The organism is Paenibacillus ilasis, assembly GCF_043195395.1.
In the GTDB taxonomy this organism is placed as follows: Bacteria; Bacillota; Bacilli; order Paenibacillales; family Paenibacillaceae; genus Paenibacillus_AQ; species Paenibacillus_AQ lautus.
Genome location: NZ_JBHDJG010000004.1, coordinates 474,382 through 491,652 on the forward strand (window position 1 = coordinate 474,382; position 17,271 = coordinate 491,652).

The 17,271-nt window shown below is 51.5% G+C and carries 13 protein-coding genes; 11 read left to right on the plus strand and 2 right to left on the minus strand.

Annotated elements, in window-relative coordinates:
• Positions 1–273 precede the first annotated feature (273 nt).
• From ACETK5_RS29560 to ACETK5_RS29605, 10 genes are all read left to right on the plus strand, one after another.
• The gene (locus ACETK5_RS29560) at positions 274–1,527 is read left to right on the plus strand and encodes an MFS transporter (RefSeq protein WP_394059459.1); all 1,254 of its coding nucleotides are present in this window, start codon (positions 274–276) and stop codon (positions 1,525–1,527) included.
• Positions 1,528–1,975: 448 nt separating this feature from the next.
• Complete coding sequence (locus ACETK5_RS29565) at positions 1,976–3,229, plus strand: sugar ABC transporter substrate-binding protein (protein ID WP_394059461.1); 1,254 nt, start codon at positions 1,976–1,978, stop codon at positions 3,227–3,229.
• A gap of 111 nt (positions 3,230–3,340) precedes the next feature.
• Positions 3,341–4,246 carry a carbohydrate ABC transporter permease gene (locus tag ACETK5_RS29570; RefSeq protein WP_207797550.1) on the plus strand — a complete coding sequence of 302 codons (906 nt, stop codon included), beginning with the start codon at positions 3,341–3,343 and terminating at the stop codon, positions 4,244–4,246.
• Between the two features lie 52 nt (positions 4,247–4,298).
• Positions 4,299–5,117 (plus strand): carbohydrate ABC transporter permease, encoded by an 819-nt coding sequence (locus tag ACETK5_RS29575; RefSeq protein WP_100540992.1) that lies wholly within the window; start codon positions 4,299–4,301, stop codon positions 5,115–5,117.
• Between the two features lie 41 nt (positions 5,118–5,158).
• Complete coding sequence (locus ACETK5_RS29580; protein ID WP_394059464.1) at positions 5,159–6,160, plus strand: LacI family DNA-binding transcriptional regulator; 1,002 nt, start codon at positions 5,159–5,161, stop codon at positions 6,158–6,160.
• Between the two features lie 24 nt (positions 6,161–6,184).
• Positions 6,185–6,946, plus strand: a complete 762-nt coding sequence (locus tag ACETK5_RS29585; RefSeq protein ID WP_326110976.1) for an alpha/beta hydrolase — start codon at positions 6,185–6,187, stop codon at positions 6,944–6,946.
• A 199-nt stretch (positions 6,947–7,145) separates the two neighbouring features.
• Positions 7,146–9,311 carry a beta-glucosidase BglX gene (gene bglX / locus ACETK5_RS29590; RefSeq protein WP_394059467.1) on the plus strand — a complete coding sequence of 722 codons (2,166 nt, stop codon included), beginning with the start codon at positions 7,146–7,148 and terminating at the stop codon, positions 9,309–9,311.
• A gap of 58 nt (positions 9,312–9,369) precedes the next feature.
• A complete protein-coding gene (locus ACETK5_RS29595; protein ID WP_394059469.1) occupies positions 9,370–12,729 on the plus strand; it encodes a GH36-type glycosyl hydrolase domain-containing protein in 3,360 nt (1,119 codons plus the stop codon).
• 82 nt (positions 12,730–12,811) lie between these two features.
• Positions 12,812–13,309 carry a GNAT family N-acetyltransferase gene (locus tag ACETK5_RS29600; RefSeq protein ID WP_100540987.1) on the plus strand — a complete coding sequence of 166 codons (498 nt, stop codon included), beginning with the start codon at positions 12,812–12,814 and terminating at the stop codon, positions 13,307–13,309.
• A gap of 221 nt (positions 13,310–13,530) precedes the next feature.
• Complete coding sequence (locus ACETK5_RS29605; protein WP_394059472.1) at positions 13,531–14,190, plus strand: MOSC domain-containing protein; 660 nt, start codon at positions 13,531–13,533, stop codon at positions 14,188–14,190.
• Positions 14,191–14,422: 232 nt separating this feature from the next.
• Here the strand turns inward: ACETK5_RS29605 and ACETK5_RS29610 are convergent, their stop codons facing one another.
• Together ACETK5_RS29610 and ACETK5_RS29615 are read right to left on the minus strand one after the other, a co-directional pair.
• Positions 14,423–14,971, minus strand: a complete 549-nt coding sequence (locus ACETK5_RS29610; protein WP_076323950.1) for a GNAT family N-acetyltransferase — start codon at positions 14,969–14,971, stop codon at positions 14,423–14,425.
• 41 nt (positions 14,972–15,012) lie between these two features.
• Entirely contained in the window at positions 15,013–15,267 is a 255-nt protein-coding gene (locus tag ACETK5_RS29615; protein ID WP_100540985.1) for a DUF2164 domain-containing protein, read from the minus strand.
• A 276-nt stretch (positions 15,268–15,543) separates the two neighbouring features.
• Here ACETK5_RS29615 and ACETK5_RS29620 point away from each other — a divergent pair, with 276 nt between their 5' ends.
• Complete coding sequence (locus tag ACETK5_RS29620) at positions 15,544–17,262, plus strand: glutamine--tRNA ligase/YqeY domain fusion protein (RefSeq protein WP_326110970.1); 1,719 nt, start codon at positions 15,544–15,546, stop codon at positions 17,260–17,262.
• Positions 17,263–17,271: the final 9 nt, after the last annotated feature.

Here is a 17,271-nt window from a genome sequence, read left to right on the forward strand (position 1 = left end):
AAGCGATACTAGGATTTGGGCGATAAGAAATGACAAGCAATGTTCATTCTTAATTATTGGAGCATCAAAAAGATGGCGTTCGCCTCTTTATTCAAGAAGAATTAGAAAAAGCCCGCATGGGCTTTTTTTTTAACATATTAGAATTTATAAAGTTTTTTGGGGTCCCCGCAAAGTATTTGGAATAAGCATCGGAGCGTTGGCTCCACTTTGTGGGGCTATTTTAGGTTATATGCGTAAATATACTGCTAACGAGGCTGCTGGGAGATAATAAACATGAAATGGTTGGAGCAGTACCCTAAGGAAGTAAAAGGTTTTCTTGTTGCAAGTCTCGTTGCCTCGGCAGGCGGGTCCTTGATGTGGCCGCTGACAACGATGTATGTATTCGATGAACTGGGACGCAGCATGAAGGATGCAGGCTTTGTCATTCTGATTCAGTCGATGGGGGGGATCGCCGGTCAACTCCTTGGCGGCGCGCTGTATCACCGGGTCGGGGTGAAAAAGCTCATTGTGGGCTCGCTGCTGCTGAATGCCCTCGGGTTGTTCACCCTTCCGTTCATCAATGGACTTTGGGGTTTGTTCATCGCGGTGATGGGTTTCATCGGATTCTGTAACGCGGTATCGATGCCGGCCATTCAGGCATTTATCGGCTTCCGGTTTGCCGATCGGCGGGGAGAACTGTTTAATGTCATCTATGTCGCGAATAATATCGGCGTAGCCTTGGGAACGGCCATGAGCGGTTTCCTGGCGGAGATATCCTATCATTTAAGTTTTATCTTAAACGGTGTCACGTCCTTCGGATTTGCGATTTTCTTCCTGTCCTACTTGACGAAGCTGGGGGGAACGGGCGTATCGCAAGGAGCCCATCATCCGCAGCCTAAGAGTCCGCTGCCGGCGGGCCCCGGGGCTTGGGCATTGCTCGGGAACACCCGAATCTATCTCTTTATGGGATTGGGTTCCCTCTTCCTGTGGTTCGGTAATTCCATCTGGAACACAGGGGTGTCTCCATTTATCATCTCGGAGGGAATGTCCAAGACGGCATACGGTTATTTATGGACGCTGAACGGGATCTTGATTTTTGCCGCGCAGCCGGTCACGAATGCCATTAAGCGCTGGGCGGCCCGTACAGAGAGCAGTCAGATGACGGCAAGCGCTTTGTTCTATCTGGCAGCTTATGTCGTCATCGTGACGGTGCACAGTTATCCAGGCATGATTCTCGCAATGGTGCTGGCCACATTGGGCGAGATGTTGATTTCGCCTGCGATCCCGGCTTTTATCTCGGATCGCGCAGGACAAGCCGCTCCGTTCTATATCGGCGTGACAGGCGGCTTGGGTGCCGCGGGCCGGGTGATTGGGCCATATGCGATGGGAACGATGTATGACGGCGGCGGGTTGACGCCGGTGGCATGGTTGGCTGCAGGTGTTGCCGTGTTGTCATTTCTGTCATTTGCGGTACATGCCCGGCTTAGTAAGCACATCCCGCTGCATCATGACGGTCATGACAAGAATGCAGGTCACCTTAACGCCTAGCCCAAGTTTTTAAAAGCTGAAATAATTCCAGGTATAGGATGAAGCAGCAGGCCTACTTCGGAGCTTGCTGCTTTTTTGTCCGCGGTTCAAGCCTTACACCCCTTGTCAAAGAAACGCCTTACAAAAAAATAAAAAGGATATTGAAATCGCTCTCAGAGGGAGCTATAATGAACTTGTCGAAACGTTTCAAAACAGAATGCGTTTTTTGAAGATATCAAGCAAGCAATCTTTTTATTATGAATACACAAGAGCATGTTTATCCCTAGGATGACCATGGAAAGGTGCTTTATAGGGGGAATGAAGAGACAGTAGGATTATAGAAACAACCTTTATCCGGCGTCTTTATTTTTTTCGAATAAAATCGAAACGTTTCGAAGTAAGTGCTTTCAATTCGGTTTTGCATTACGTTTCGCATGGTGGTAAACATTAAAAACGGGGTGAATGTAGAATGAGAAAAAAATCAATATTGTGGACGTTGGCAGCATTGCTGATGTTCTCCGTCGTATTAGCCGGATGTTCGGGCGGGTCTGAGAAAGCAGACGGAGGCAGCGCAGGCGGCGAGGGCAAGAAAGAGCTGAAAGTTTGGTTGATGGGTGACACATCAGACGAAACCTTGATCAAGGAATATGAAGCGAAGAATCCAGGCGTTAAGGTAAGCGTTCAATTGATTCCTTGGGGCAGTGCCCATGACAAGCTGCTTACAGCGGTTGCATCCAAAAGCGGCCCGGACGTCGTACAAATGGGAACAACCTGGATTCCGGAATTTGCTCAGGCTGGAGCTTTGCTCGATCTGACGCCTTATCTTGAGCAGTATCCAAACTTGAAGCAAGAAAACTATTTTGACGGCGCTGTGCAAACCATGAGTTATGATGACAAGGTTGTCAGCATCCCATGGTATGTGGAAACGCGCGTACTGTTCTACCGTACGGACATTCTGGCTGAAGTAGGCTATCCGGAAGGTCCTAAGACTTGGGATGAAATGAAGGATGCCGGCAAGAAACTGGCAGCTAGAGGAGACGGCAATTACGCAATCACCATTGATGCTAAAGACATGAACTATCTGTCCATGTTTGCTTGGCAGAATGGAAGCGATATGATCGATGAGAACCGGATCCCGCATTTTAACGAGCCGGAATTCATGGGAGCTATGGAATACCTGAAGAGCTTCTACGATACGGGTATGACGCCGCTTGCCAGCGATTTGGATCTGTTTGCCGCATTTAAAGACGGGCAATTCCCGATGTTTATCAGCGGTCCTTGGATGATTCAGGGCGTTAAAGACAAAGCGCCTGAGATTGAAGGCAAATGGGCTACGACGACACTTCCAGCTAAAGAAAACAATGCATCGTTCCTCGGCGGAGCGAACATGTCGGTATTCAACACAACCGAAAATGCAGATGAAGCCGTTAAATTCATATCCTTCATGAGTGAAAAAGAATCGCAGCTGACCAACTATGATGTGGCCAAAAACCTGCCTGCTGTTAAGAGTGCATGGGAAGACCAACGCTTTGAAGATCCGATTTTTGCTACCTTCGGAAAACAGCTCGAAAGCGCTAAGCCTGTTCCGTTCATTAAGGAGTGGGATGCTATCTCCCAAGAAGCCATTGCGGCATTTGAGAAAATTACCCTTGGCGGAGCTGACATCAAAGCAGAAATGGATCTGTTGAATCAGAAAGCTACTGAAATTCTAAACAAAAAATAAAGAGTGCGTCTTAACGCAGCCCGGCTTGTTTCTCCGAAGGATGAAACAAGCCTGACTGCTTCCAAAGAGCGTTATTCTCTAATTGAGGAAACCCACACTTGCAGGAGGTGAATGACATTGCAGAACTTTATCAAGCGCTTTAACCAATATAAGTATCCTTATATGTTTATTGCGCCCGCACTGGTCCTGCTTCTGACGTTCTCAATCATTCCGATCATCATTGCGCTTGTCATCAGCTTCACGGATATTGACCTTGCTGGTCTCGCTAATTATTCAAACATTGAAGGCGTTGGCTTCGATAATTTTATGAATGTATTTAAAGATCCGGTCTTTCTGAAATCCATGTTTAACACCATGTTCTATGTTATTATCGGAGTTCCGCTTGTCGTAATGCTTGCCATGGGCGCTGCATTGCTGCTTAACTATGGCACGGGATGGTTGTTTAAGACATTCCGCGTCGTGTATTATATGCCTTCCATTACGAATATTGTAGCGGTCGCGGTTGTTTGGGGTTACTTGTATAACAGCCACTATGGCCTCTTTAACCATATATTGTCCTGGTTCGGGGTTCCGGCTCAGCAGTGGCTGACAGATCCGGCACTAGCCAAGCTATCGCTGATTCTGCTGGCCGTATGGAAATCCATCGGACTCAATATGATCATTTTCCTTGCTGCGCTGCAGGGCATTCCACGCTCCTATTATGAAGCAGCGGAGATCGATGGTGCGAGCAAGTGGAAGAAACTGTTGTATATCACGGTTCCGCTGCTTAGCTTTGCGACATTCTTTGTCACCATTACGACGCTGATCGGCTGGATTCAATTCTTCGAAGAGCCGCTGGTTATGACCAAGGGCGGCCCGCTTAATTCCACGATGTCGATGGCTCTCTTTATTTATAACAATGGCTTCCAGCTGAGCAATTTTGGTTATGCGGCTGCAGGATCGTTTGTGCTCTTCATCATCATTATCGCTGTAACGGTCGTACAATTCGCAGTCAAGAAGAAAGATGTCGAATATTAAGGTTCAGGTTCAAGCTAATGTTTTCGTATCGTAACTGAAGGAGGCTCAGGGTATGGCAGCTAAAAGAATTGAGAAAACAGTCATGACGGTGCTGCTCATTGCAGGGGGACTGCTGATGATGATTCCGTTTATATGGATGATCACGTCCTCATTCAAGCCGGAAAATGAATTTACGGCGGTTCCGCCGACGTTATTACCGAAAGAATTTACGATTGAAAATTATGTGGATTTATTTACGAAGCTGGATTTTATCGTATACCTGAAAAATACGCTTATCATTGTGTTCTGGTCTTTTGTCGGTCTGTTCCTCAATGCGCTTGCAGGATATGCATTCGCTAAATACGAGTTCCCCGGCAATAAGAAGCTTTTCTATCTGGTGCTGGCAACGATGATGATTCCGGGGCAAGTTACCATGATCCCTGTATATCTGCTGATCAATGCAATGGGCTTGACCAACACGATGGCAGGCATTGTGCTGCCTGGCTTGGTCGGGGCTTTCGGTATTTTTCTATTCCGACAGTTTATGTCCACCATCCCAACGGATCTGATTGAAGCATCGAGGCTTGATGGAGCAGGGGAACTGCGGATCTTCTTCCAACTGATCGTTCCGATCACGAAACCCGTGTTTGCTGTACAGGGAATCTTGGCGTTCATTGGCGCCTGGAACAGCTTCCTGTGGCCTCTCATTATGGCAAACGATCAAAAGCTTTATACGCTTTCGGTGGGTCTGCAGCTTCTGAAAGGGCAGCACGGATCTGATTTCGGCCTCCAGATGGCAGGCGCTGCATTTATGGTTGTTCCGATTATCATCGTATTTTCTTTCTTCCAAAAACATATTATTGAAGGATATACGATCTCTGGCATGAAATAAAATAGATAGAGTTTTTTAAGTAGTAGAAGGGGCGAAAGGAAATGGCAACGATAAAGGATGTGGCAAAGCTCGCTGGAGTCGCCTTGTCAACGGCTTCATACGCGTTAAGCGGCGACAGCAGAGTGAGTTCCAAGACAAGATCAAAGGTGCTCGATGCAGCAAGGCAGTTGAATTATCGGAAGAACGGATTTGCCATGGATTTGAAGCGGAGCCGCACCAAGACAATCGCTCTTATTCTGACGGATCTATCCGGGCCTTATTATTCTGAGCTGATCCGAAGCGTACAGGAAGTCGCTTTAACCAACGGATATGATCTGATCGCCTGCAGTTCGATGGGTGGCAGAGATTCAACGGCGGTTAAATTTCTGAGAGAGAAAAGGGCGGACGGTGCCATCATACTTGCACCTAACATCCGGGATGAAGTTCTGATCGAGACCTCGGGTCCCCAATTTCCGATTGTCGTGATGGATCGTCCATTGTGCAGCGAATACCTGGTCAATGTGCTGGTCGATGGGGAACAAGGAGGATACACGGCCACCCGTTATCTGCTTGAGAACGGCCATCGGCATGTGGCATACATCAGCGGCTCGCCGGATTCGTACGATAACCATTTGCGTTATCAGGGGTATTTACGGGCACTTGCCGAGGCAGGGCTGGAGGAACAGTCGAAATGGCGTCTCAGCGGAAACTTCGTGCGCGAGGGCGGTTACAATGCGACCAAGATGATGATTATGCAGGGGGCGCTCCCGTCGGCGGTGTTCTACGGCAACGACGAGATGGCCATCGGAGGATTGAAGGCTTTTGAGGAGAGCGGCATATCGGTGCCTGATGATGTATCCGTCATCGGATATGACGATATTCAATTAGCCGAATACGTGAATCCGCCGCTAACCACCATCAAGCAGCCTAAGAGCGAGGCGGGATCGCTTGCAGCCCATTTGCTGTTTCAAATATTGGGCGGTGAATCCGTGAAGCAGTCTTATATGCTGACGACCGAGATGATGGAACGGGCATCTGCAGGAAAGAGCAAAGTAGAGAATTAACGGACCGGATTGGAGATGAGGAACTTGGCATGGATCACGTGTAATTTTTATTCCGAAACACTGAAACTGTCTACAGGCATCGAGGTTTTTCTACCGCAAGCCGCTTTGATGCCGTACGGTTCTTCTTCGAAACTGCCGGTGCTTTATTTGCTTCACGGCCGAGGAGCGGATCAGACCGAATGGATGCGCAGGTCGTCCATCGAACGATACGCCGAGAATAAAGGCATCGCGCTCGTGATGCCGGGAGTCGGACGAAGCTATTATATGGACATGGCAAACGGCTTGCCTTACTTTACCTTCCTGAGCGAGGAGCTTCCACAGCTCGTTCTATCCTTTTTTCCGGTGTCCGGACGAAGGGAAGATACCTTTGTCGCCGGAATTTCGATGGGGGGTTACGGAGCGTTCAAGCTGGCCATGAGTTATCCGGATCGTTATGCGGCAGGCGCAAGCCTGTCGGGTGGGCTGGATCTCGCCAGTCGTGCTGCAGGACCGGGCTTTCAGGAGCAAGAAATTCGAACCCTCTTCGGCCATATCGACGGTTTACGGGGGAGCCGGGACGATTTGTTGTTTTTGGCCACGGAATTCGCGGCATATACAGGGGATAAACCGATGTTGTACCAGTGCTGCGGGACAGAAGATTTTTTGTATAACGATAACCAAACCTTTAGACGATATGCGGACAGCCTGGGGCTTCACATCACCTATGAGGAAGAACCCGGTGGTCATGAATGGGGATATTGGGATCGCAAAATTCAGCGTGTGCTGGATTGGCTGCCCCTGCCCTGAATTTTTTGTCCGCATCTATTGAAACGTTTCGATTAGATGCACGAATTAGCGCTGATTTCATCGTTTTTTAAATGGTTGATTAGTAAGCAAAAACCTTTATGGAATATATGATCATATAACAAATAATGATTGATTTCAGAAAATCAAAACGTTTCGAATTAACGATAAAGTGAATGGCAATGACAAAGGAGGATGGGAAATGGCAGATCAACAACTACTTTCTCTGGTAGAGCAGATGACGCTGGAGGAAAAAATTGCGCAGCTTATACAACTGGCCGTCCCTTTTTTCGAAGGTGGTCAAGAATCGGGGCAGATTACAGGACCGATGGAATCGCTTGGCATCACCGATGACATCGTAAGTAATGCCGGCTCCGTGCTGGGTTTGGCGGGTGCGGAGGAAGTGATAGCCGTCCAAGAGGCACATTTGCGTAAAAATCGATTGAAAATTCCACTGCTGATGATGGCCGATATCGTTCACGGCTTTAAAACGATCTTCCCGGTGCCGCTCGCCATGGGGAGCTCGTGGGACCCTAGCCTCGCGGAGCGGAGTGCGGAAATCGCTGCGCGCGAAGCCGCGGTATCCGGCCTGCATGTGACTTTTGCACCGATGGTGGACCTGGTGCGCGATCCCCGCTGGGGACGGGTGATGGAGTCGACCGGTGAAGATCCTTATTTAAACAGTGAATTTGCCAGAGCCTTTGTCAGAGGTTTCCAAGGGGATGACCTGAGCGGGGATCTCAACCGGCTGGCCGCTTGCGTTAAGCACTTTGCCGCGTATGGAGCAGGCGAAGGCGGCCGCGATTACAATACGGTGGACATGTCCGAGCGTCAGCTGCGGGAATATTACTTGCCTGCATATAAGGCTGCGCTGGATGAGGGGGTCGAGATGGTCATGACCGCCTTTAATACCGTGGATGGCATACCGGCTACGGGCAATAAACGGCTGATGCGCGATTTGCTGCGCCGCGAATGGGGCTTTGACGGCGTGCTGATCTCCGATTGGGGGGCGGTCAAAGAACTGATCCCTCACGGGGTAGCGGAGGACGAGGCGGAGGCAGCGTTAAGAGCCATCGAAGCGGGCGTGGACATCGAGATGATGACGTCCAGCTACGTTCATCATTTACCGGACATGGTACGAGAAGGCCGGGTAGACGAGAGCCAGATTGATGAAGCGGTGCTGCGTATTCTGTCATTGAAAAAGCGCCTTGGACTGTTCGACCGCCCTGTGCGGGGAGCCGATCCACAGGCGGAGCAGGAGATTGTGTTCTGCGAAGAACACCGCCAGGCAGCCCGGGAGGCCGCGGCGAAATCCTGCGTTCTTCTGAAAAACAACTCGCTACTGCCGCTTCGCGGTGAGCAGCATGTGGCATTGATCGGTCCGTTCGCCACCAGCGGTGATATTCTTGGGCCATGGTCATGGACAGGCTCCAAGGAAGATGCGGTAACCCTGGAACAGGGACTGCACGCCAAGCTGCCTTCCGGCGCGCTGACGGTAGCCGAGGGCTGCAGCGTGAGCGCTATGACCGGACAGCAGCTGGATGAGGCGGTGAAGGCTGCGAAGGCATCCGACGTGATCGTGCTGGCGCTGGGCGAGGATTCCGAGATGAGCGGAGAAGCGGGCAGCCGTGCGTTTATAACCCTGCCGCAGCCGCAGCTCGAGCTGATTCGGCATTTGAAAACGCTGGAGAAGCCGATGGTTGCCGTATTGTTCAACGGGCGCCCGCTGGATCTGCACGGCGTGCTGGATGAGGTCGATGCCGTACTGGAAGCCTGGTTCCCGGGAAGTGAAGGCGGAGCGGCCGTAGCTGCACTGCTTATGGGGGAGCTGAACCCTTCCGGACGTCTGAGCATGTCGTTCCCTTACTCCGTCGGACAGGTGCCTGTATACTACAACCATTATAATACCGGGCGGCCAAAGGATGCGCCGGATGCGCAGGAACGCTATGTATCGCAATATCTGGACATTCCGAATGAGCCGCTGCTTCCGTTTGGATTCGGCCTCAGTTATACGGATTTTCTCTATGGGAGCATGAGCCTGTCGGCGGAAGAAATGTCCCCGGATCACCCGCTAGAAATCACAGTTTCGGTAACGAATACCGGCGACAGGGCTGGTGAAGAAGTCGTTCAGCTGTACGTCCGAGACCGATCCGGTGAGGTCGTTAGACCTGTTAGGGAGCTGAAGGCTTTCCGCAAGGTGCTGCTGCAGCCGGGCGAACGCCAGGAAATCACGTTTACGCTGACCGAAGAACAGCTTCGCTATCATCACTCGGATTTGTCTTTCACCAGCGATGCGGGCGAGTTCGACATCATGGTCGGAAAGAACAGCCGGGACACGGAGACCAGACGTTTTCGGCTTCGGAAATAACACGACTCACATCATTTACGCAGAATAGGAAGTGAAACTTGTGACAGCCAATCATGTAATGAACGATGCAAAAGTTGTACTCCAGGCGGGAGAATTGACGTTTTCCTTTTTGCCTAGCGGTGATCTTTATCAAGCCACTTACGGTACGACGATGATCAATCAGCTGCTCTCCAATTCGATTGATGGCGCCCTCAACAATTTGTTTCTGAGAATCCATACCGAAAGCGGCATCGAGGCCGTTCCTATGCTCGGGGTACACTCTAACAGCGCGGTCACTCATGCGGATAACCGGGTGATATGGGAAGGCAGCGTCAAGGGAGTGGATTATAAGGTTCTGTTTACCCCAACGGATACCGGCGCATGGTTCTGGGACGTCGAGCTCCAGGGGAAAGGAATTCAAGCCGACGTCGTGTATGGGCAGGATATCGGCATCGCCCATCCGGGCGCCGTTCGAAACAATGAAGCCTATCTGTCCCAATACATCGACCATGCTGTGTTCGAGAAGGAAGATCTGGGGTATGTCGTATGCTCCCGTCAAAATCAGCCGCAGGGAGGCGTATTCCCTTATCTTCAACAAGGAGCGCTGACTTCTGCCGTCGGGTATGCAACGGATGGCTTTCAGTTCTTTGGTCTTTCTTATAAAGAGACGAACCGGGCTGAGGCTTTATCCAAGGAGCGCCTGCCGAATGAGGTCTATCAATATGAGTTTGCCTATACCGCCCTGCAGTCCCCTCGCGTAACGCTGAATGGCACGGCACGGTTCGTATTTTACGGCTTGTTTAAGGAGAATCATCCGGATGCGGTCACAACGCTTGAATTCCAGGATGAGCTGCAGGCTGCGTGGCAGCAGGTTGAAGCGCGCCGCTTGACGGAGACGGGCAATTCGCTGCCCCGGATCGAACGATCCGAGCGCTTCGGGGAACCTTTGCGCACATTGCCGCTGACGGAAGACGAGCTGAACGCTTTGTACCCTGTACGCCGCCAAGAGGAGCGTGACGGGGAAGAACTGCTCTCGTTCTTCACGGATACTTATGAGCATATCGTCATGAAGGAGAAGGAGCTCCGCGTAGAGCGTCCGCACGGCCATATTTTGATGAGCGGCAACAATGTAAGGCTGGGCAGTCCTGTCATCACGACAACCTCTTACATGTACGGCGTGTTTAATTCCCAGCTGGTGACGGGGAACACGAACTTTAACAAAATGATGAGTCATGCGCGAAACGCACTGAACGTGCCTAAGACATCCGGACAGCGGATTTATGTCGAGATGGATGGAGAGTACCGCCTGTTGACGATGCCGTCCGTGTTCGAGATCGGCTTTAACTATGTACGGTGGTATTATAAGACCGAAAGCGACATGCTGATCATCACCAATTTCACGTCTGCCGCGGCTCCGGAGGTTACGCTTCAAGTCCGTTCCGAGAGCGGAAGGGCTTATCGTTATCTGGTCACCATGCAGATCACGATGGATGTCAATGAATATGAAGTGCCATATCATATGGTTCAGGAAGACGGCATTCTGACTTTCCGTGCCGATTCGGCATCGCTCAGCGCTTCCGTGTACAAGGAACTGCATTATCGTCTTGGCGTGACGGGAGCCGATATGCAGGTTAAGGACGAAACTTGTCTGGCAAGCCATATCGCGCCCGGCAGTGCCTCCCTAACGGTACTTGAGCTTGGCGAGAGTACGGAATGGACCATGACGGTACAAGGCAGCCTTGATGCAGCGAGCGCTCCGCTAGCGGCGCGGGAAGCCGATGAAGAGATTGCAAGCTACCGCTCATTCTATGCGTCCGTCATGAACGGGTTTCATCTGAGCCGGCAGAATGGGCAGGAAGACGGCTTGTTCAAGGTAAATGCGCTGGCCTGGTGGTATACGCATAACATGCTCGTTCACTATTCGGTACCGCACGGCCTGGAACAATACGGCGGCGCAGCGTGGGGAACGCGCGATGTATGCCAAGGGCCTGTCGAATATTTCATGGCTACGCATAAATACGAGCAGGTACGCGAGATCCTGCTTGAAGTGTATTCCCACCAGTATGAGGATGACGGAAATTGGCCGCAATGGTTCATGTTTGATCAATATGCTCATATTCAGCAGGAAGAGAGCCACGGCGATATTATCGTATGGCCGCTTAAGGTGCTGGGCGATTACTTGGCCGTCACGCATGATTACAGCATATTGGAGTCGGTTGTTCCTTACACAAGAAAACACAGCTTTGATTTTACGGAGCAGACGTATACCGTGCTTGAGCATGTGAAGAAGCAAATGGCCTATATCCAAAATCATTTCCTGCATGACACCTATCTGTCTTCATATGGAGACGGGGACTGGGACGATACGCTTCAGCCGGCTAACGCGCAGCTGAAGCAGTTCATGGTCAGCAGCTGGACGGTGGCATTGACCTATCAGACCTTGAACCAGTTCTCCCGCGTTATGGAGGGTGTGGACCAAGTGATGTCCGATGCCATGGGGGAACTCGCGGAAGGAATTCAGCGGGATTTCAATACGTATATCTTGAACTCCGAAGTCATTCCGGGCTTTGTCTATATGGAGAGCAAGGAGCAAAGCAGATTTCTGCTGCATCCGTCCGATGAGGAAACGGGAATCCAGTACCGGCTGCTTCCGATGACGCGCAGCATGATCAGCGAGCTGCTGACGCCGGAGCAGGCAGCAAGCCATTATGAAATTATCCGTGAGCAGCTGTTCTGTCCGGACGGCGTGAGATTGATGAACCGCCCGGCCGTATATGCCGGCGGCGTCAGTACGCACTTTAAGCGGGCGGAGCAGGCGGCGAATTTTGGCCGGGAGGTTGGCCTTCAATATGTGCATGCGCACATCCGTTATGTGGAGGCGATGGCAAAGCTCGGCAAGAACAGCGAGGTTTGGAGCGGGCTGGAGCGCATCAACCCGATCGGCATTACCGAGGTTGTGCCGAATGCGGAACTGCGTCAGAGCAATGCGTATTTCAGCAGCTCGGACGGGAAGTTCAACACGCGTTATGAAGCGCAGGAATCGTTTGATGCGCTGCGCAGCGGACGCGTGCCTGTCAAAGGCGGCTGGCGGATTTATTCCAGCGGTCCGGGGATCTACATGAACCAGCTGATCTCCAATGCGCTTGGCATTCGCGAAGCGGGAGGAGACCTGGTGATTGATCCGGTCCTGCCGAAGACGCTGGATGGCCTGGAGTTCCAATTCAACTATGCGGGGATAGCGGTAACGTTCATTTATCACGTGGTTCGCGCCGAGCAGACCCGTATCACGATTAACGGGCAGGATGTGGCAGTGGATGCTATCCGGAACCGATACCGCGCAGGCGGCGTTCGTATTGCGGGTGCGGATTTCAAACGATTGGCCGGAGAGGGCGACACCGGCTGTGTCGTGGATATTTACACCTCTATTCATGAACAATAATTCCTAACCCGTGAACCTCGTCTGCAAGAAGCAAACCGGTCTGATATAATAGAGAGAATGGTTATCAAAGTGAGGGATAGCGATGAAGACCCGTCAAGAGACATTGACCATCCGGTTCTCCGAGATGAAGGATGCTGCTGCACTCATGGAACTCGACGAACTGGTATGGGATCGCAATACGGCCCCTGCCCCATTGGAGTGGACCTCAAGAGATCAGTATCTTCTGCATTGTCCGCCAGGCACACAGCTCGTGGCGCTGCATGAGGGAGAATTGTGCGGTTACATCGGATTCCGGTCGCCCACAAGCCTTCGCAGTAATCGTCACGTGCTGGAGCTGAACATCGCGGTTCACCCTGCCTATCAACGGCAGGGCATCGGGCAGCGGCTGATTGAAGCCGTGAAGGATATGGCGCGCGTGGAAGGCATTTCGAAGCTGAGGCTGCGGGTGCTGTCCAGCAATCCGGGCGCATTCTCTTTTTACAGGAACTGCGGGTTTCAGGAAGAGGGCAGGCTGATTCAGGAGTTTTACGTGGATGGACGTTACGTCGATGATATCTTAATGTGCTGCTTCTTATCATGATCGCATCATGATATCCCTCTAGGCCGGTTAACGTGCGGCAGAGAGGAGTCATAGGGTTGAACAGTCCGGCAGCTTGCCGGGCTGTTTCGTATGTTAAGGTCAATCAGGGATTTCTGGTTGGCCTTATGTTATTTGGCCCGCCACTTAAAACGGCTTCTGGACAAGGGTACACGCTATTGCATATAGTAGATGAAAAGAAAAGAAGGCGGAGGTTATTTTCCATGACCATGGGCATTGTATCGCTGAATGTGGGAAAGCCTGTAACGGTTGATTACCAGGGAAAGGACCTGTCTACCGGAATTTATAAGCAGCCTGTGGAAGGCCCCTTATTCCTAAGTGCGTTGAATTTCCAAGGGGATGGTCAGGCCGATCTCGTCCATCACGGCGGCGTGGATAAGGCGGTGTGCGCGTATCCTTCTGAGCATTATCCCTATTGGGAACAGTCCTTGGGCAAACAGATGGAGTATGCTGCATTTGGCGAAAACCTGACGCTGCGGGGGATGCTGGAGGATCAGGTTTGCATCGGGGATGTATACCGGATAGGCGACGCGGTGGTGCAGGTCAGCCAGCCTCGATATCCCTGCTTTAAGCTGTCGCAAAAGCATGGCGTTAAAGACATGCCGGCAAGAGTATTGAATACGGGATACAGCGGGTTTTACTTTCGAGTCCTGGAGGAAGGGGACGTCCATGCCGATTCCGTGGTCGCTCAGCTTGAGTCCCATGCTTCCTGCATCACGGTGCTGGACGTGCTTCGAATGATGAAGGATGGGCGGAAGGATGAACGCGGGTTGTCCCGCATGCTGGAGATCGATGCGCTGTCAGCCAGCCTGAAGGCGCAATTCGGCAAATGGCTGGAGATCCTGCGGGACCATCAGGAGTGAGACGCGGGCTCCCAGCCAAGCACTTAGCCAAGGTTATCCTACGTCCTGGAACATATACAGACAACAAAAACCGGCTTGCGTCCTGATCGTAGGATACAAGCCGGTTTTGTTGGGATTCTAGTGCTAAGTGAAGCTGAACAATTTCAATAATTGCAGGAAAAACATCCTTTTAAGTGCGGCCTGTGTTCTGCGAAAAAGCGCCGATGGGACGTTCTTAGAACGTTATCGCGCATTACCTCATCCGCTTCCATTCGCTCTGAATCATGCCGTAGACCGCATGGTTGACATAGCCTTGGGGGAGCTTCTCGGCTTCCCTTATGACTCCCTCCAGGACAAACCCCAGCCGTTCCGGAATGGCCCGGCTGCGATGGTTGGCCGTTGCACAGCGAATCTCCACCCGGTTCAGGCCCATTCGCATCAGCGCGTGATCGGTGAACGCCCGGCATGCGCTTGTCATCAACCCTTGCCCCGTAAAATGCTGATCCAGCCAATATCCGATGCTGACCGAGCGGTTGCTCCAATCAATCTCATGAAACGAGATGGTGCCTGCCAGCTCCTCGCGGACCCAGATGCCAGCCGAAAAGCCGCCGTTCTCGGCCGCTTGCTTCATGGCGCCTTTGATATAATTGACGGTATCGTTGACCTCGGTAACAGCATCCACCCACGGAAGCCACTTGCGAAGACGGTCCCGGGACCGATCGGTAATTTCGAACATCGCCCGTGCATGCTCGATGGCAAGCGGGCGCAATTCAACATGGTCATCTAAAGTGTATCCAAACATACGGTATCTCCTTTGTTCTCCATCGTGAAGTATATGTAGCTTTAACGTGTCCGCTTCACTTTTTGCTCCAATGCGTAAATATCTTCTTCAATGGAAATCATACGCTGATTAACAACCGTTCTGCAGTCGCTGAGCGCTTGATTGTATAGATGCGGCCCTAAGGTTTCCATGAAAAAATCAAGAACCCCTTCTGCTGCCAGATGGCCGAGGGTTTCCCCGCGCTCCGTTTCAAAGTATTCCTGAACCAGTTCAATCAGCTGTTCACGTTGTTCTTTGGGGAATTTACGAGGTTTCATAAGATGATTGCAGGCCTCCTTCCATCGCTGTTTTTCTCTCCATGCTACCTTATTGAAAAGCCCCCGTCAAAACGATTCTCACCGGCATTTTCGGTTGTGGGAGGATCTCTGTGCGCAGGTTTAAAGCTGGGAGCGGGCTGCTTGTATGAATCCTCATCCCAAGTCGGCAGCTTGCGGTCCGGAAGTGCCGAATTCCTTGAACAATCGCGGCATTACAGGTATATTTAAGGGAAACACGTTTATACAGGAGATAGACAGAAATTACAGGACGAAAGGTTGATCAACGTGGAGAACCATCGGGGCACCCCCTCCAATTTCATAAAAAATGTTATTACCGAAGACCTGAAGTCCGGTAAAGTCAAGGAAGTCGTTACCCGCTTTCCGCCGGAACCGAACGGCTATTTGCATATTGGACATGCCAAGGCCATATGGATCAATTTCACGCTGGCCGATGAATTCGGCGGACGGACGCACCTGCGGTTCGATGATACGAACCCGGTGAAGGAAGACATTGAGTATGTGAACTCCATCAAGGAGGACGTGAAGTGGCTCGGATTCGATTGGGAAGAGCTGCGGTACGCGTCCGATTATTTTGAAGAGATGTACAACCGTGCGGTGCTGTTGATTAAGAAAGGGAAAGCTTACGTGGATGACCAATCCGCCGACCAAATCCGCGAAACGCGCGGAACCCTGACCGAGCCTGGGCAAAATAGTCCATACCGGGATCGCAGCGTGGAAGAAAATCTGGATCTGTTCGAGCGGATGCGCAAAGGAGAATTCGCCAACGGCGAACGCGTGCTCCGCGCCAAGATCGATATGGCTTCGCCGAATATCAATTTGCGGGATCCGGTCATCTACCGTATCTCTCACGCGCATCATCACAATACAGGCGACAAGTGGTGCATTTATCCGATGTACGCTTTTGCCCATCCGCTGGAGGATGCCATTGAAGGGGTTACGCATTCCCTATGCTCTCTGGAGTTTGAAGATCAGCGCCCATTCTATGATTGGGTCGTGGCGGAATGCGAGATGGACAGCACGCCGCATCAGTATGAATTCGGGCGTCTGAATGTGGCGCAGACGGTTACGAGCAAACGCAAACTGAAGCAGCTCGTAGACGAGAACGTTGTGGACGGCTGGGATGATCCGCGCATGCCAACGATCTCCGGACTTCGCCGACTGGGGTATACGCCTGAAGCCATTCGCAACTTCGTGTTTGAGACGGGAATTTCGAAGGCGTACGGCACGGTGGACCGCCAAGTGATGGAACACTTTATCCGTGAGGACCTGAAGCTGAAGGCGCCGCGTACGATGGCTGTGCTGGACCCGCTGAAGGTGGTCATTACGAATTACCCTGAAGGTCAGATCGAATGGCTGGACGCCGAGAACAACACGGAGAATCCAGAGATGGGGATTCGCCAGATTCCGTTCTCGCGCGAGATTTATATTGAGCAAGAGGATTTCATGGAAGATCCTCCGAGCAAATATTTCCGCTTGTTCCCGGGAAATGAGGTGCGTTTGAAGCATGCGTATTTCATCAAGTGCAATGACGTGATCAAAGACGAGAACGGCAAGGTCATCGAGATCCACTGTACGTATGATCCGGAGACGAAGAGCGGGAGTGGCTTTACCGGACGCAAGGTGAAAGGAACGATTCACTGGGTGGAGGCCACGCAGGCCGTGCCTGCCGAATTCCGCCTGTTCGAACCGCTGTTCAAGGACGAAGAGGAAGAAGCCGAATTGGTGCAGGAGGTTGCAGGCGAAGCGGAAGAAGCAACTGCCGAGAAGTCTTTCCTGGACGACATCAATCCGAACTCGCTGCAAATCGTGCAAGGATTCGTGGAACCGAATATGAAGGATGCTGCACCGCAGGACAAGTTCCAGTTCTTCCGCCATGGATATTTCAACGTCGACTCGAAGTATTCGCAGCCAGGACGTCCGGTATTTAACCGCGTGGTCTCCCTGAAGAGCTCGTTCCAGCTTCCGAAGAGCTAATCAACATAA

Excerpts from the sequence above, each read along its gene's own strand:
- ACETK5_RS29575 (WP_100540992.1), top strand. The coding sequence starts at position 4,299 with ATGGCAGCTAAAAGAATTGAGAAAACAGTCATGACGGTGCTGCTCATT.
- ACETK5_RS29615 (WP_100540985.1), bottom strand. The coding sequence starts at position 15,267 with ATGAAACCTCGTAAATTCCCCAAAGAACAACGTGAACAGCTGATTGAA.
- ACETK5_RS29595 (WP_394059469.1), top strand. The coding sequence starts at position 9,370 with ATGAACGATGCAAAAGTTGTACTCCAGGCGGGAGAATTGACGTTTTCC.
- ACETK5_RS29560 (WP_394059459.1), top strand. The coding sequence starts at position 274 with ATGAAATGGTTGGAGCAGTACCCTAAGGAAGTAAAAGGTTTTCTTGTT.
- ACETK5_RS29565 (WP_394059461.1), top strand. The coding sequence starts at position 1,976 with ATGAGAAAAAAATCAATATTGTGGACGTTGGCAGCATTGCTGATGTTC.
- ACETK5_RS29610 (WP_076323950.1), bottom strand. The coding sequence starts at position 14,971 with ATGTTTGGATACACTTTAGATGACCATGTTGAATTGCGCCCGCTTGCC.
- ACETK5_RS29605 (WP_394059472.1), top strand. The coding sequence starts at position 13,531 with ATGACCATGGGCATTGTATCGCTGAATGTGGGAAAGCCTGTAACGGTT.
- ACETK5_RS29580 (WP_394059464.1), top strand. The coding sequence starts at position 5,159 with ATGGCAACGATAAAGGATGTGGCAAAGCTCGCTGGAGTCGCCTTGTCA.
- ACETK5_RS29570 (WP_207797550.1), top strand. The coding sequence starts at position 3,341 with ATGACATTGCAGAACTTTATCAAGCGCTTTAACCAATATAAGTATCCT.
- ACETK5_RS29600 (WP_100540987.1), top strand. The coding sequence starts at position 12,812 with ATGAAGACCCGTCAAGAGACATTGACCATCCGGTTCTCCGAGATGAAG.
- bglX (WP_394059467.1), top strand. The coding sequence starts at position 7,146 with ATGGCAGATCAACAACTACTTTCTCTGGTAGAGCAGATGACGCTGGAG.